This window comes from Bacillus cereus group sp. BfR-BA-01379 (assembly GCF_022663605.1).
GTDB lineage: Bacteria > Bacillota > Bacilli > Bacillales > Bacillaceae_G > Bacillus_A > Bacillus_A mobilis.
Genome location: NZ_JAKUFT010000004.1, coordinates 18,012 through 32,358, shown reverse-complemented (window position 1 = coordinate 32,358; position 14,347 = coordinate 18,012). Strand labels below are relative to the sequence as shown.

Sequence of the window (14,347 nt, the reverse complement as noted above, 5' to 3'; positions counted from 1 at the left end):
GGATAGGCATTTGTCATATACATACAGCAGGGCTATGTATAAGGGAGGAGCTTACCGATGTACCTTTATTTATCTCTTATTTTATTAGCTTTTACATTAAGCTTAGATAGCTGTAGTGTAGGGCTAACATATGGTTTAAGAAGCGTAAGAATTCCACTAAGATCTATTATAATTATCGGAATGTGTTCAGCGGCTGTTATGCTTGTTTCAATGGGAATTGGACATATGATCGCGAAAGTATTTTCACCTGTTATCGCAACGCGTATCGGTGGGCTTGTTCTTATTGGAATAGGAATTTGGGTATTATACCAATTTTTTCGAAGTGAGAAGAAAGAAGAACCGAAGCAAGAGGAAAAGGTTTGGAAATTAGAAATTGCTTCGCTCGGGCTAGTGATTCAAATTTTACGGAAACCGACTGTTGCAGATTTTGATAAATCAGGCACCATTTCTGCAGGAGAAGCGTTACTTCTTGGTATCGCTCTTTCTATAGATTCGTTCGGTGCTGGAATTGGTGCATCTTTATTAGGGTATGCACCTGCTATGATGGCGATATTAGTTGCGGTTATGAGTTCTTTGTTTTTATTTATTGGAATGAAACTTGGAACGGTTTTATCAAATATGAAATGGTTACAAAAATTTACATTCCTGCCTGGGGTATTACTCATTATTATTGGAATTTGGAAAATGTAAGTATGGGCGTGGAACATTAGTTTCGCGCCTTTTATATTGTGAGGAGGATTATGATGACGGTAGTAATTGGATTAACGGGAGGCATTGCAAGCGGGAAAAGTACGGTATCAGAAATGTTTCGTGAACTGAGTATACCAGTTATTGATGCGGATATTATTGCGAGAGAAGTTGTAGAGCGAGGAAAACCAGCATATAACAAAATAGTAGAAGTGTTTGGAACGGAAGTATTACAAGAAGATGGAGAACTGGACCGGCCGAAATTAGGAAGTGTCGTTTTCTATAATGAAGAAAAACGATTACAGTTAAATAAAATCGTTCATCCTGCAGTGCGTGAGGAAATGAATACGCAAAAGGAAATGTACATAAAGGAAGGTATGCAAGCGGTTGTGTTAGATATTCCTCTTCTGTTTGAGGGGAAATTAACCAGTCTCGTTGATCGTGTTTTAGTTGTAGCAGTTAAGCCACATACGCAATTAGAACGTTTAATGAAACGAAATAATTTTTCAGAAGAAGAAGCAACGGCTCGTATTCAATCTCAAATGCCGTTAGAAGAAAAAGTGAAGAATGCAGATGAAGTGATACATAATGATGGCACAATTATGGGAACGAAAACACAATTACAGGTGATTTTAAAGAATTGGAACATTATTGACTAAAAAATTGTGAAATTAATGAAAATGCTTAGTGACATATCCCCTTTTTGTGTTATACTATTATTGGGATTGGAGATAAATAGTATAACGCATTCAAGGGGGATAACATATTATGACTCGTGTGGCAATTAATGGATTTGGACGTATTGGGAGAATGGTATTTCGTCAGGCAATAAAAGAAAGCGCATTCGAAATTGTAGCAATCAATGCAAGCTATCCATCTGAAACGTTAGCACATTTAATTAAATATGATACAGTTCACGGCAAGTTTGACGGAACAGTAGAAGCATTTGAAGATCATTTATTAGTTGATGGGAAAATGATTCGCCTTTTAAACAACCGCGATCCAAAGGAATTGCCTTGGACAGATCTAGGTGTTGAAGTTGTAATTGAAGCAACTGGTAAATTTAATTCAAAAGAAAAAGCAATTCTTCATGTTGAAGCTGGAGCGAAAAAAGTTATTTTAACAGCGCCTGGTAAAAATGAAGATGTAACAATTGTAGTTGGTGTGAACGAAGACCAATTAGATATTACAAAACATACTGTTATTTCAAATGCATCTTGCACAACAAACTGTTTAGCGCCTGTTGTTAAGGTGTTAGATGAGCAGTTTGGAATTGAAAACGGTTTAATGACAACTGTTCACGCTTATACAAATGACCAAAAAAATATTGATAACCCACATAAAGATTTAAGAAGAGCGCGTGCTTGCGGACAATCAATCATTCCGACAACGACAGGCGCTGCGAAAGCGCTTGCAAAAGTTCTTCCACACTTAAACGGAAAACTTCATGGTATGGCACTTCGTGTACCAACACCAAACGTGTCTCTTGTTGACTTAGTAGTAGATGTAAAACGTGATGTGACAGTTGAAGCTATTAATGAAGCATTCAAAACTGTTGCAAACGGTGCATTAAAAGGTATTGTAGAATTCAGCGAAGAGCCTTTAGTATCTATTGACTTCAATACAAATACACACTCAGCTATTATTGATGGTTTATCTACAATGGTAATGGGTGATCGTAAAGTCAAAGTACTTGCTTGGTATGATAACGAGTGGGGCTACTCTCGTCGTGTTGTGGATCTTGTAACGTTAGTTGTTGACGAATTAGCGAAACAAGAAAATGTGCAACATATTTAAGTGAATAAGGGAGAGGGCAAGTGAATATTTGCCCTCTTTTTTTTATTTTTTTCTGAAAAGGAAAAAAATTATATAAGTATATTTTTGAAAGTGGACATACCACGAAACGTTGTGATTACTGTATTTGTGAATCATTTATTTTTTTTAGGGAAAAGTAAAGAGGAAAATATGACAGAAAATCGAAAAAACTGTTGTTGCAAAATGAAAATAAACAAAGTATACTAACACTCGTAAACTTAAGAGCTGAGGTACGTAGTCACTACTTAAAGGGTTAGGACCTCTCTGGACTAACTTTCCCCCGTGGTAGTGGAGCAAGCCAAATTGCAAATTAGTTTTCAATTCGAACAGTTAGAATAAATTTACAAGGGGGAACTGTAGAATGGATACTATGGATACGATGGGTCGTCACGTGATCGCTGAACTTTGGGATTGCGATTTCGACAAGCTTAATGACATGCCGTATATTGAACAATTATTTGTGGATGCAGCACTGAGAGCTGGTGCTGAAGTGCGTGAGGTGGCTTTCCATAAATTTGCACCACAAGGTGTAAGTGGAGTAGTAATTATCTCGGAATCACATTTAACAATTCATAGCTTTCCGGAGCACGGTTACGCAAGTATCGATGTTTATACTTGTGGGGATCGTATTGATCCAAATGTTGCTGCAGAATATATTGCAGAAGGTTTAAACGCGAAAACGCGTGAGAGCATCGAGCTTCCTCGAGGCACTGGTAGCTTCGAAATTAAGCAGAGAGAAACAAAAGCTCTTTAAAAAAGAACATAATTGATTTAAAATGTAAAGAGGTGTATAATGCACCTCTTTTTTAGTTTATAAAAAAGGAAAAATATAACGTACTCGTTAGTTAGATAAATTGAGCTCTTATGAATAAGTTAACGCCCCGTCTCACATCTTATTTTTGAAAACGAGATGATAAAATAATGTGCGTAAACTTAAAGTGGTAAGAGAGTTAGAATGAGTTATATAATATTGTATATATATTGTCAGATGAAGTAAGTAGAGGGAAAATAAAGAGTATAGTGTAAAGGAGTGAATATATTGCGTTGTCCATCCTGTTCTCATAATGGTACAAGAGTGTTAGATTCGCGTCCGGTAGACGAGGGGCGCTCTATTCGAAGAAGGAGAGAGTGTGAAAGTTGTTTAAGTCGCTTTACGACATTTGAAAGAGTAGAAGAGTCACCTCTTATCGTTGTAAAAAAAGAAGGCACACGTGAAGAGTTTAATAAAGAAAAGATTTTGCGCGGCTTAATTAAAGCGTGCGAAAAAAGACCAGTATCTTTAAGACAATTAGAAGAAGTAACTCAAAGTGTGGAACGTGAACTTCGTAATTTAGGTATATCTGAAGTGAAAAGTGATATGATTGGTGAAATTGTTATGGAAGAACTGCGTGATATTGATGATGTTGCTTACGTGCGTTTTGCTTCTGTATATCGCCAATTTAAAGATTTAAATGTATTTATTGAAGAATTAAAAGATATACTGCAAAAAGAAAGAGAGTAGAAGTTGTATTTTATTCTCTTTACATACCGTAAGGAATGAGATAAGAGAGCTAGAAGCGAAAGCTAATAGCTCTTTTTCGCTAAGAAATTATATAATGAAGATAGAACGAATGAAGTAGAGGATAGATTAGATGAGAGAAAGGAAAAGCAAGAATGGAAAAACAGTCATGGATGGAGCTATTGCCAATTGATCGTTATAAAGTAAGTGCGAAAGGGTTACTGCATCATTACGACCGAAAAGTGTTAACGATGTTGTATCAGCCGTTAGTAGGTAGTAGAGCTTTTAGCTTGTACATGACGCTATGGGGAGAGTTAGAGCAAGATCGTGTGTTTGGAAAAGAGAATACACATCATTCCCTTATGGTGACCATGCAAATGCACCTTCCCGAAATATATGAGGAACGAGTAAAGTTAGAGGCAATTGGGCTTTTGAAGGTATATATTAAGAAAGAAAAAGATATTCGAATGTTTATATACGAATTGCAACCACCTTTATCTCCGAAACAATTTTTTGATGATATTGTGTTAAGCATCTTTTTATACAATCGATTGAGTCGGACAAAATATAATCAAGTAAAGCAATATTTCTTAGAAGAAGAATTTGATTTTGCTTCGTATGAAAATGTTACGCGTTCTTTCAATGATGTGTTTGGTTCGTTTAATCCAGGACAGCTTGAGCATGCGCAAGAAGATCTTCGTATTCCCAAAACGACAGCTATGCCAAGTAACGAGAAGGGAGACGCTCCAAAAGTTTGGAATGATTTCTTTGATTTCTCCTTATTTGTAGATGGCTTGTCCGCTCTTGTCCCTAAAAAGGCGATTACAGATCAAGTGCGAGAATGTGTCATTACACTTGCTTACGTGTACGATGTAGATGTGTTATCGATGCAAAATATCGTTCTTGGTACGGTGACAGAGATGCAGACAATTGATATCGAAAGGCTTAGAAAAGGAGCACGTGATTGGTATCAATTCGAAAACGGTCAAGCGTTACCTGTATTAAGTGAAAGAGTACAACCTCACGCTGCACGTATGATGGAAGGGAAAGAGCCTTCTACGCAAGAAGAGATGTTAATAAAACAGTTAGAGGAAATCTCACCAAAACAACTATTGAAAGAAATCTCTGGTGGTGCAGAGGCGACAAAGGCTGACTTGCAGATCGTTGAAGATGTAATGATCAATCAAAAATTAACGCCAGGTGTTGTGAATGTACTTATTTATTACGTTATGCTACGCTCAGATATGAAACTTGCAAAAACGTATGTAGAGAAAATTGCTGGGCATTGGGCACGTAAAAAAGTCGGTACAGTAGCTGAAGCGATGGCGTTAGCGAAAGAAGAAAATCGTCAATATCAAGAATGGGCTGAGACAAAGAAAAAAGGCCGTACGTCGAAGAAAACGATAAGAAAAGAAATGGTACCAGATTGGCTGAAAGAAGAGCCGAAAGAACAAGAGAAAGAAACAGTGAAGAAAGATGTAAGTAAGAAAAAAGATGCAAGTACGTTAGATGATGAACGAAAACGACTAGAAGAAGTGTTAAAAAAATATAAGCGTGATTAATAGAAGAGAATGAACGCTCTTTGAGGTGAGAAAATGGAGCATATTCAAAATTCATTTGCAAAGTTAATGGAAAATAAAAATTTTAAAAATAGATATGAAGTATTAAAAGCGGAAGTAATGGCACATCCGCGTGTGAAAGAATTTATAGACGAACATCAAGGTGAAGTAACAACTTCTATGATTGAGCGCAGCCTTGTGAAGTTATACGAATATATTGGACAAAGTGTAGGTTGCGCAGATTGTCCGGATCTAGGTTCGTGTAAAAACATGCTGCAAGGATATGAGCCAAAGCTCGTTATCCAAGGGAAGATGATTGATATTCAATACGATCGTTGCGTGAGAAAAGTAGCATATGACGAGAGAAAGAAATATGAAAAACTCGTTCAAAGTGTATATATGCCAAATGACATTTTACAGGCAACGATGGAAAACTTAGATCCTTCAGATTTAGATGCGCGTATTGATGCAATTGGTGCAGCCAATGAATTTTTAAGTACATATGAACCTGGTAAAAAAGTACAAGGTTTATATTTGTACGGTAAATTTGGTGTAGGGAAAACGTATTTGTTAGGAGCAATGGCGAATGAGCTTGCTCAAAAGAAAATAAGTTCGATGCTCGTATACTTCCCTGAATTTCTACGTGAAATTAAAAGTTCGATTCAAGATAATTCGATTGGGGAAAAGATTGATGCGGTGAAACGCGTACAAGTTTTAATGCTAGATGATATCGGAGCAGAAGCGATGTCAAGCTTTGTACGTGACGATGTACTTGGTGCGATTTTGCAATTCCGTATGTTAGAAAACTTACCGACGTTCTTTACGTCTAACTTTGATTTCAAGGAATTGGAACATCATTTAACGTATACACAGCGTGGTGAAGCAGAACAAATGAAAGCAGCACGTATTATGGAACGAATTAAATATTTAGCGAAGCCAATTCCAATTGGTGGGAAAAACCGACGTCATAAGTAAAGAGTAAGCCGAAAAGCTTGCTCTTTTTTCGTTTTGAACACTTTTTAGACTAGGTGAATTGTAAAACGAAAAGTTCTTATGGAAAATTCATTGTAGCTTGTATCATTTTTTTCTCCCTCCCTTAATATATATAAAATTAGCAAGCCATATCGAGTGGATTCTCTAACGATAGGAGATGTAATTCTACTAAGAGTGAACTTCACGCGGAACGGACTCTTATAGGATTTGTAACGTATAGATACAATCCTTTAGAGCAGGGATAAAAGGGGGGACAAAAGTGATTGAAATTTGCTTCGAAGAAAAAAATGATGCTATGCATGTATATAGACAACTATTGAAAAGGGCTGAACTGTTATATAAGGAAACGAGTGTGTATTTACAGGAACAAAAAGTGGTGATTCACATACCAGTATGTGAATCGAATTATATTGAAAAGATTTTATTGCCAGTCATGGTATATTTCATTGTGAATGTAAAGCAAAATGAGTGGATTTATACGATCTTAAAAGAAAAGTTTTTTTATGAAGAAGAGGAAGAGTGTCATCAAATATTGCATATGGCACAAGAGATTTTAAAGGGAAGAAGAAAAGGGATTGCTCAAGAATTAACACGTCATACATTTGAATCATATATTAAATCTTCTTTAAATAACTGGCTTTGTGATCCGCTTTCGTTCTCGTTTTCATCATATGTTCGTTTTCGCCTTCGTACATATAGGGAAATGGTAGCTAAGCTTGCTGAAGTGTCGATTGATGAGTATAAGTTGGAACAAGAATATCAAATGTTTATTGAGACGCTAAGGCAACAAGTGCGTAGCCGAAAATCACGTTTGTCCTGTGTGCATCTTATTTTTGATGAAAGCTTTATTTTCTATGACGATAAAGGTAGACGTTTAAAACAGGAGAAATTGGTTCAATATATAGATGAGGAATTATTAAAGCAAAAGGATGTATATATTGATACGAAAGTAATTGCACCACTTCTTTCTATCTCGCCGAAAAAAATTTATTTATATACGAAAGAACAAGACCATAATATGATTATTACTTTGCGAAATGTATTTCAAGAACGGGTCCAATTACATGGATTACATGAGTTTGAGCGCAATGTGAAAAATTTAAAAAATAAAGGTAACGCCCTTGATTTTCTAAGTTTTTGAGCATATAATTACCTACATAAATGAAATATATTGAAATGTCATGATGAGGACATGAGTAGTTTTCTACGATTTTCAGAGAGGGAAGCCTTAGGGTGTGAGCTTCCTAGTACGGGATTATTACTTACCACCTCTAAACTTTAGCAGTGAACGGTTTTTCTAGTAATTGCTAACGGACAACACCGTTATGTTGAACTTGAGCAATTAACGATAAGGTTAATTGGAACAAGGGTGGAACCACGAATTCAACACTCGTCCCTTTTTACGGGATGAGTGTTTTTTATTTTGAAAAAAAGAGGAGTGACCAGTGATGGCAGATGTAGTTAAAATTACTTTCCCTGATGGAGCTGTGAAGGAGTTTCCAAAAGGCGTAACAACTGAAGAAATCGCAGCTTCTATTAGCCCAGGCTTAAAGAAAAAAGCTGTGGCTGGAAAATTAAACGATGAGATGATCGATCTTGTTACACCAATCGAAGAAGATGGTGCAGTTTCTATTATTACATTAGATTCTGAAGATGGCTTATACATTTTACGCCATTCAACAGCCCACCTTTTAGCACAAGCGTTAAAACGTTTATATAAAGATGCTAAGCTTGAGCTTGGTATTGGTCCAGTAATCGAAAATGGCTTCTACTACGATATTGATATGGAAGAAGCAATTACAGTTGAAGACTTCAAGAAAATCGAAAAAGAAATGCAAAAAATTGTGAACGAGAACTTAGAAATCGTTCGTCATGAAGTACCACGTGCAGAAGCACTTCGTCGCTTTGAAGAAATCGGCGATGAGTTAAAATTAGATTTAATTAACGATCTTCCAGAAGATGCGGTTATTTCAATCTATGAGCAAGGCGAATTCTTCGACCTTTGCCGTGGTGTTCACCTTCCATCTACAGGGAAAATTAAAGTATTTAAATTATTAAGCGTTGCAGGTGCTTACTGGCGCGGCGATAGCAATAATAAAATGTTACAACGTATTTACGGTACTGCATTCGTTAAGAAAGCAGAATTAGATGAGCACTTACGTATGCTTGAAGAAGCGAAAGAGCGCGATCACCGTAAATTAGGTAAAGAATTAAAATTATTTACTAATAGCCAAAAAGTAGGACAAGGTTTACCACTTTGGTTACCAAAAGGTGCAACTATTCGCCGTATTATCGAGCGTTACATCGTTGATAAAGAAGCAAGTTTAGGCTATGATCACGTATACACTCCAGTACTAGGAAGCAGAGAGCTTTATGAAACTTCTGGTCACTGGAATCACTACCGTGATGGTATGTTCCCATCAATGGAAATGGATAATGAAGAGTTAGTTCTTCGTCCAATGAACTGCCCTCACCACATGATGGTTTATAAAAATGACATTCACAGCTACCGTGAATTACCAATCCGTATTGCGGAACTTGGAACGATGCACCGCTATGAAATGTCAGGTGCGTTATCTGGATTACAACGTGTACGCGGAATGACTTTAAACGATGCGCACATTTTCGTTCGCCCAGATCAAATTAAAGAAGAGTTAAAACGTGTTGTAAACTTAACTCTAGAAGTGTACAAAGATTTCGGTTTAGAGAACTATTCATTCCGCCTATCTTACCGTGACCCAGCTGATACTAAAAAGTACTATGCTGATGACGAGATGTGGGAAAAAGCACAAGGTATGTTAAAAGAAGCTATGGATGAAATGGGTCTTGATTACTATGAAGCTGAAGGTGAAGCGGCATTCTACGGTCCAAAACTTGACGTTCAAGTTCGTACTGCTCTTGGAAAAGACGAAACACTTTCAACTGTACAATTAGACTTCTTACTTCCAGAACGCTTTGAATTAGCTTACGTTGGTGAAGACGGTAAACAACATCGTCCAGTTGTAATTCACCGTGGTGTTGTATCAACTATGGAACGTTTCGTAGCCTTCTTAATTGAAGAATACAAAGGTGCATTCCCAACTTGGTTAGCTCCAGTTCAAGCGCAAGTAATTCCAGTTTCTCCGCAAGTACATTTAGACTATGCGAAGAAAGTGCAAGATGAACTACGCCGTGCTGGTATCCGTGTTGAATTAGATACTCGTGAAGAGAAAATTGGTTACAAAATCCGTGAAGCACAAATGCAAAAAATTCCGTACATGCTTGTAGTAGGTGACAATGAAGTAACTGAAAACGGCGTAAACGTACGTAAATACGGTGAACAAAAATCAGAAACAATCGCATTAGATGCTTTTGTTGATATGATTAAAGTAGAAGGAAAACGATAAGACAGAGCCGCGGTATACCGCGGCTTTCTTATGTATTATAAAAGAGAAAAACTAGAAAAAATAACCAAACAATACTTATCATAAAAAAGTATTGCAAGTATGTTAGTTGTTTGTTACAATATTTCTTGTTGTTAGTAAAACACATCGCGTCTTCTTGACAGACGTCATGTCCTATGATAAACTCATCAAGGATAATAGAATATTGTTTTGTGGAACAAGTAGAAGCACCCGCTTCTCACCTGATGGACGCATTCGCAGTTTACAGGTAAATGTATTTCTTACTTAAGAATTTACAAGTGTGGGTGTCGTATGCCCGCACTTTTTTTGTCGGGTTCTATGACTACAAAATATGTTCTGAGAAAACCTTGGAGGTGGCTTACTATTAGCAAGGATATGATGATTAACGAGCAAATTCGTGCACGTGAAGTACGTTTAGTTGGTGCCAATGGCGATCAACTTGGAATCAAGTCTCGTAATGACGCTTTAGACTTAGCTGCAAATCTTAATCTTGATTTAGTATTAGTTGCTCCAAATGCGAAACCGCCAGTATGCCGCATTATGGACTACGGTAAATTCCGCTTTGAGCAACAGAAGAAAGAAAAAGAACAGCGCAAAAATCAAAAAGTAATTAGCATGAAAGAAGTTCGTTTAAGTCCAACAATTGATGAACACGACTTTAACACAAAACTTCGTAATGCTATCAAGTTTTTAGAGAAAGGCGACAAGGTTAAAGCGTCAATTCGCTTTAAAGGACGTGCCATTACTCATAAAGAAATCGGTCAACGTGTTTTAGATCGCTTCTCAGAAGCTTGTGCTGAAGTTAGTACAATTGAATCTAAGCCTAAAATGGAAGGACGTAGTATGTTCTTAGTTTTAGCACCGAAAAACGATAAGTAATAGATAGAGGAGGAAATACCTATGCCTAAACAAAAAACTCATCGCGGCTCTGCAAAGCGTTTCAAAAAGACTGGATCAGGTAAACTGAAACGTTCTCACGCTTACACAAGCCATTTATTCGCTAACAAATCTACAAAAGCTAAACGTAAACTACGTAAAGCTGGTGTAGTAAGCGCTGGTGACTTCAAACGCATTCGTCAAATGCTTGACAACTTAAAATAAGTTCGGCTGATATATAGAACAATTAGGAGGTAATATTATGCCAAGAGTAAAAGGTGGTACAGTTACTCGTCAACGTCGTAAAAAAGTTATAAAATTAGCAAAAGGTTACTACGGTTCTAAGAGTACATTATTCAAGGTTGCTAACCAACAGGTTATGAAATCTCTAATGTATGCATTCCGTGACCGTCGTCAAAAGAAACGTGACTTCCGTAAATTATGGATTACACGTATCAACGCAGCAGCTCGTATGAATGGTCTTTCTTACAGCCGCTTAATGCACGGTCTTAAAAATGCTGGCATCGAAGTTAACCGCAAGATGCTTGCTGACTTAGCTGTTCATGACGAAAAAGCTTTCGCTGAATTAGCAACAGTTGCAAAAAACAACATTAACTAATTAATTAGTTGAAACCTTAGAAGATTTTTCTTCTAAGGTTTTTTTATTTGTATGCAAAGAGAAGTATGTCGTTATCGATATGACAAAATCAATATAAAAGTTATAGCGATATAGAAGAATATACATATGAAGCCAGGAGGATTCTCCTGGCTTTTTTCAATTATCTCCCTTTGGAAAGAAGAGTATCTTTCCTACCTGAAACGACACTGCTATAATGGAAAGATGATATGGAACTTTCATCAGATAAAATAATTTTTTTTATCAGTGGATAATCCCCGGATAATGACTAACTATCACCAATCGGAGTGAACAATCTAATCGTGATGATTGAAACGTATTTGTAAATTAAGGACAAGCTATTTTGTAAAGAGATAAATGGCTGACTTATTAATAAGAAATGAAAAATAATAATGAACTTTGAGATGAAACAACATTGTTGCGTAAAATGCGATGTTGGAGGAGGACAATAGAATGGACTTACTACAACTATTTAAATTACAAAAAGAATTAGATGACCGTATTGTGAAAGAGCATGACTTACAACCGAAAAAGTTGTTAAAAGAAAAAATGTTAGCTCTTCTTGTAGAAATTGGAGAACTTGCAAATGAAACACGTTGTTTTAAATATTGGAGCAACAAACCAGCATCAGAACGTGAAGTAATATTAGAAGAATACGTAGATGGTTTGCATTTTATTTTATCAATCGGAATTGATTTAGGTATTGATAAAAACTTCCTATTCTATAAATGTGCACAAACGAATAAAACACAAGTAGAAATTTTCTTAGACACATATGCGAAGGTGATTCGTTTTACAGATCAACCATCTATTACGAACTATATTGAATTATTTACAAGCTATCTTCGACTTGGACAAGCGCTAGAGTTTGAGCAAGAAGAGATTGAAAAGGCATATTTAGATAAAAACGAAGTAAATCATCAGCGCCAAACACAAGGATACTGATTTAATTTTTGAATATTTCAATTTCCTTTTGTATAATGAAGTGACTGAAGAAAAAGGAGGGTGTTGGCAATGACAAAATTAGACGCGACATTGACAATGCTAAAAGAATTAACAGATGCACGTGGTATTGCGGGTAACGAGCGTGAACCACGTGAAGTAATGAAGAAATATATTGAGCCGTTTGCGGACGAACTTTCTACTGATAATTTAGGAAGTTTAGTTGCGAAAAAAGTAGGGGAAGAAAACGGCCCGAAAATTATGGTTGCAGGTCATTTAGATGAAGTTGGCTTTATGATTACGCAAATTGATGACAAAGGTTTCCTTCGTTTCCAAACAGTTGGTGGCTGGTGGTCACAAGTTATGCTTGCACAGCGCGTGACAATTGTAACGCGTAAAGGAGATGTAACAGGTGTAATTGGTTCAAAACCACCGCACATCTTACCTCCAGAAGCGCGTAAAAAGCCAGTAGATATTAAAGACATGTTCATCGATATTGGTGCTTCTAGCCAAGAGGAGGCAATGGAGTGGGGCGTACGACCAGGAGATCAAGTTGTACCTTACTTTGAATTCCAAGTGATGAAGAATGAAAAAATGTTACTGGCAAAAGCATGGGATAACCGAATTGGTTGTGCAATTGCAATTGATGTATTAAAACAATTAAAAGATGAAAAGCATCCAAACGTTGTATATGGCGTAGGGACTGTACAAGAAGAAGTCGGTCTTCGTGGTGCGAAAACATCTGCAAATTATATTAAACCAGATATCGCGTTCGCAGTAGATGTTGGTATCGCTGGTGACACGCCTGGTGTAACGGCAAAAGAAGCGCAAAGTAAAATGGGTGATGGGCCACAGATTATATTATATGATGCGTCTGTTATTGGTCATACTGGTTTACGTGACTTTGTAGTAGATGTTGCTGACGAATTAGAAATTCCATATCAATATGATTCAGTAGCGGGCGGTGGAACGGATGCAGGTGCAATTCACATTGCTGTAAATGGTATTCCGTCTATGGCAATTACGATTGCGACGCGCTACATTCATTCTCATGCGGCAATGTTACACCGTGATGACTATGAAAACGCAGTGAAGTTAATTGTAGAAGTTATTAAACGTCTTGATAAAGAGGCTGTACATAACATTACATTTAATTAATAGAAAAAGCGAAGGAGTCTCTCCTTCGCTTTTTTATGTTTTAAAAAGGTCTCTCTAATCCAGCGGCAGTATGAGCTCCTAAAATAATTAAACGAGTTAATTGCATGGCCATAAAATGCGGAGTATATATCATCCCTCTTTTTAACCATGACATAATCATCCCGATATGAGCCCCTGTCACATAGCTAATCAAAATATCACGAGGAACCATAAGATCTTTATCATCTGGCTGTGAAATAGATAAGCTTAACGTTAAATGAGTTTGTATTGTTTTCATCATTTTATAAGAGTAGTTTCCGGCAGCTTTATCGCCAAGCATAACGTTATAGAAGTTCACATTTTCTGCAATATGTTCGAATAAAGCTAAAAAGGTTGGATGTGGTGAATCAAATGTAAGTTGAAACTCTTCTTTATTTCTATTTTTTGGTTTAATAACTTCTGTTAATTTTTCTAACATTTCTTCAATGCTTTTGTCTAATAAGTCATATTTATCGTGGTAATGGCTATAAAATGTAGCACGATTTACAGGAGCGCGTTCTGCGATATGTTGAACAGTTACATCGTCAAATCCTTTTTCGCCTACTAAAGCGACAAAAGCATCCTGTATGAGTTGTCTCGTCCGCTTTACACGTGGATCATTTGTATTTTTAATAGACATTTTTGCTTCTCCTCGTTTAATTTTTCATACTTAAACAACACGATGGTATTATATTGTTGTTTAAGCGACATTTCATACGTAAATTGTCGGTTGTAGATTCGAAATAATTATTTATAATTA

General features: G+C 36.6%; 15 protein-coding genes and 2 other annotated features. Of the genes, 14 read left to right on the top strand and 1 reads right to left on the bottom strand.

The features are described 5' to 3' along the window. The first annotated feature begins 57 nt into the window (after positions 1 to 57). The 14 genes from ytaF (at position 58) to MR113_RS02540 (ending at position 13,569) form a co-directional block, all read left to right on the top strand. Positions 58 to 690 carry a sporulation membrane protein YtaF gene (ytaF, locus tag MR113_RS02605; RefSeq protein ID WP_000281742.1) on the top strand — a complete coding sequence of 211 codons (633 nt, stop codon included), beginning with the start codon at positions 58 to 60 and terminating at the stop codon, positions 688 to 690. 53 nt (positions 691 to 743) lie between these two features. Further along, complete coding sequence (gene coaE, locus MR113_RS02600; RefSeq protein WP_242250864.1) at positions 744 to 1,346, top strand: dephospho-CoA kinase; 603 nt, start codon at positions 744 to 746, stop codon at positions 1,344 to 1,346. A 109-nt stretch (positions 1,347 to 1,455) separates the two neighbouring features. Further along, positions 1,456 to 2,484: a glyceraldehyde-3-phosphate dehydrogenase gene (locus MR113_RS02595; protein WP_061677050.1), complete on the top strand. Its 1,029-nt coding sequence runs from the start codon at positions 1,456 to 1,458 to the stop codon at positions 2,482 to 2,484. 388 nt (positions 2,485 to 2,872) lie between these two features. Continuing rightward, positions 2,873 to 3,256: an adenosylmethionine decarboxylase gene (gene speD / locus MR113_RS02590; protein ID WP_002003660.1), complete on the top strand. Its 384-nt coding sequence runs from the start codon at positions 2,873 to 2,875 to the stop codon at positions 3,254 to 3,256. 285 nt (positions 3,257 to 3,541) lie between these two features. Continuing rightward, a complete protein-coding gene (nrdR, locus tag MR113_RS02585) occupies positions 3,542 to 4,003 on the top strand; it encodes a transcriptional regulator NrdR (RefSeq protein WP_001203687.1) in 462 nt (153 codons plus the stop codon). 152 nt (positions 4,004 to 4,155) lie between these two features. Then, on the top strand, positions 4,156 to 5,562 hold the full coding sequence (locus MR113_RS02580) for a replication initiation and membrane attachment family protein (RefSeq protein WP_242250863.1): 1,407 nt from the start codon (positions 4,156 to 4,158) through the stop codon (positions 5,560 to 5,562). 33 nt (positions 5,563 to 5,595) lie between these two features. Next, on the top strand, positions 5,596 to 6,534 hold the full coding sequence (dnaI, locus tag MR113_RS02575) for a primosomal protein DnaI (RefSeq protein WP_242250862.1): 939 nt from the start codon (positions 5,596 to 5,598) through the stop codon (positions 6,532 to 6,534). A 277-nt stretch (positions 6,535 to 6,811) separates the two neighbouring features. Beyond that, positions 6,812 to 7,693, top strand: a complete 882-nt coding sequence (gene ytxC / locus MR113_RS02570; protein ID WP_242250861.1) for a putative sporulation protein YtxC — start codon at positions 6,812 to 6,814, stop codon at positions 7,691 to 7,693. A gap of 31 nt (positions 7,694 to 7,724) precedes the next feature. Beyond that, positions 7,725 to 7,953: a binding site (T-box leader), on the top strand. A 47-nt stretch (positions 7,954 to 8,000) separates the two neighbouring features. Beyond that, positions 8,001 to 9,938, top strand: coding sequence for a threonine--tRNA ligase (thrS, locus tag MR113_RS02565; RefSeq protein WP_000786073.1), 1,938 nt, complete (start codon positions 8,001 to 8,003; stop codon positions 9,936 to 9,938). Positions 9,939 to 10,148: 210 nt separating this feature from the next. After that, positions 10,149 to 10,269 (top strand) — a sequence feature (ribosomal protein L20 leader region). Between the two features lie 62 nt (positions 10,270 to 10,331). Beyond that, complete coding sequence (gene infC / locus MR113_RS02560) at positions 10,332 to 10,835, top strand: translation initiation factor IF-3 (protein WP_000973214.1); 504 nt, start codon at positions 10,332 to 10,334, stop codon at positions 10,833 to 10,835. 21 nt (positions 10,836 to 10,856) lie between these two features. Then, positions 10,857 to 11,057, top strand: a complete 201-nt coding sequence (rpmI, locus tag MR113_RS02555) for a 50S ribosomal protein L35 (protein ID WP_001125946.1) — start codon at positions 10,857 to 10,859, stop codon at positions 11,055 to 11,057. A 37-nt stretch (positions 11,058 to 11,094) separates the two neighbouring features. Further along, complete coding sequence (gene rplT, locus MR113_RS02550) at positions 11,095 to 11,451, top strand: 50S ribosomal protein L20 (RefSeq protein WP_001138364.1); 357 nt, start codon at positions 11,095 to 11,097, stop codon at positions 11,449 to 11,451. Positions 11,452 to 11,922: 471 nt separating this feature from the next. Then, on the top strand, positions 11,923 to 12,414 hold the full coding sequence (locus MR113_RS02545) for a dUTP diphosphatase (RefSeq protein ID WP_000365057.1): 492 nt from the start codon (positions 11,923 to 11,925) through the stop codon (positions 12,412 to 12,414). 69 nt (positions 12,415 to 12,483) lie between these two features. Beyond that, the gene (locus tag MR113_RS02540; protein ID WP_000163547.1) at positions 12,484 to 13,569 is read left to right on the top strand and encodes a M42 family metallopeptidase; all 1,086 of its coding nucleotides are present in this window, start codon (positions 12,484 to 12,486) and stop codon (positions 13,567 to 13,569) included. A gap of 40 nt (positions 13,570 to 13,609) precedes the next feature. Here MR113_RS02540 and MR113_RS02535 read toward each other — a convergent pair whose 3' ends face one another. Beyond that, positions 13,610 to 14,227: a TetR/AcrR family transcriptional regulator gene (locus MR113_RS02535; protein WP_000023655.1), complete on the bottom strand. Its 618-nt coding sequence runs from the start codon at positions 14,225 to 14,227 to the stop codon at positions 13,610 to 13,612. Between the last annotated feature and the right edge of the window lie 120 nt (positions 14,228 to 14,347).

Excerpts from the sequence above, each read along its gene's own strand:
- ytaF (WP_000281742.1), top strand. The coding sequence starts at position 58 with ATGTACCTTTATTTATCTCTTATTTTATTAGCTTTTACATTAAGCTTA.
- MR113_RS02595 (WP_061677050.1), top strand. The coding sequence starts at position 1,456 with ATGACTCGTGTGGCAATTAATGGATTTGGACGTATTGGGAGAATGGTA.
- infC (WP_000973214.1), top strand. The coding sequence starts at position 10,332 with ATGATGATTAACGAGCAAATTCGTGCACGTGAAGTACGTTTAGTTGGT.
- MR113_RS02545 (WP_000365057.1), top strand. The coding sequence starts at position 11,923 with ATGGACTTACTACAACTATTTAAATTACAAAAAGAATTAGATGACCGT.
- rplT (WP_001138364.1), top strand. The coding sequence starts at position 11,095 with ATGCCAAGAGTAAAAGGTGGTACAGTTACTCGTCAACGTCGTAAAAAA.
- MR113_RS02580 (WP_242250863.1), top strand. The coding sequence starts at position 4,156 with ATGGAAAAACAGTCATGGATGGAGCTATTGCCAATTGATCGTTATAAA.
- thrS (WP_000786073.1), top strand. The coding sequence starts at position 8,001 with ATGGCAGATGTAGTTAAAATTACTTTCCCTGATGGAGCTGTGAAGGAG.
- speD (WP_002003660.1), top strand. The coding sequence starts at position 2,873 with ATGGATACGATGGGTCGTCACGTGATCGCTGAACTTTGGGATTGCGAT.
- dnaI (WP_242250862.1), top strand. The coding sequence starts at position 5,596 with ATGGAGCATATTCAAAATTCATTTGCAAAGTTAATGGAAAATAAAAAT.
- rpmI (WP_001125946.1), top strand. The coding sequence starts at position 10,857 with ATGCCTAAACAAAAAACTCATCGCGGCTCTGCAAAGCGTTTCAAAAAG.
- coaE (WP_242250864.1), top strand. The coding sequence starts at position 744 with ATGACGGTAGTAATTGGATTAACGGGAGGCATTGCAAGCGGGAAAAGT.
- MR113_RS02535 (WP_000023655.1), bottom strand. The coding sequence starts at position 14,227 with ATGTCTATTAAAAATACAAATGATCCACGTGTAAAGCGGACGAGACAA.
- MR113_RS02540 (WP_000163547.1), top strand. The coding sequence starts at position 12,484 with ATGACAAAATTAGACGCGACATTGACAATGCTAAAAGAATTAACAGAT.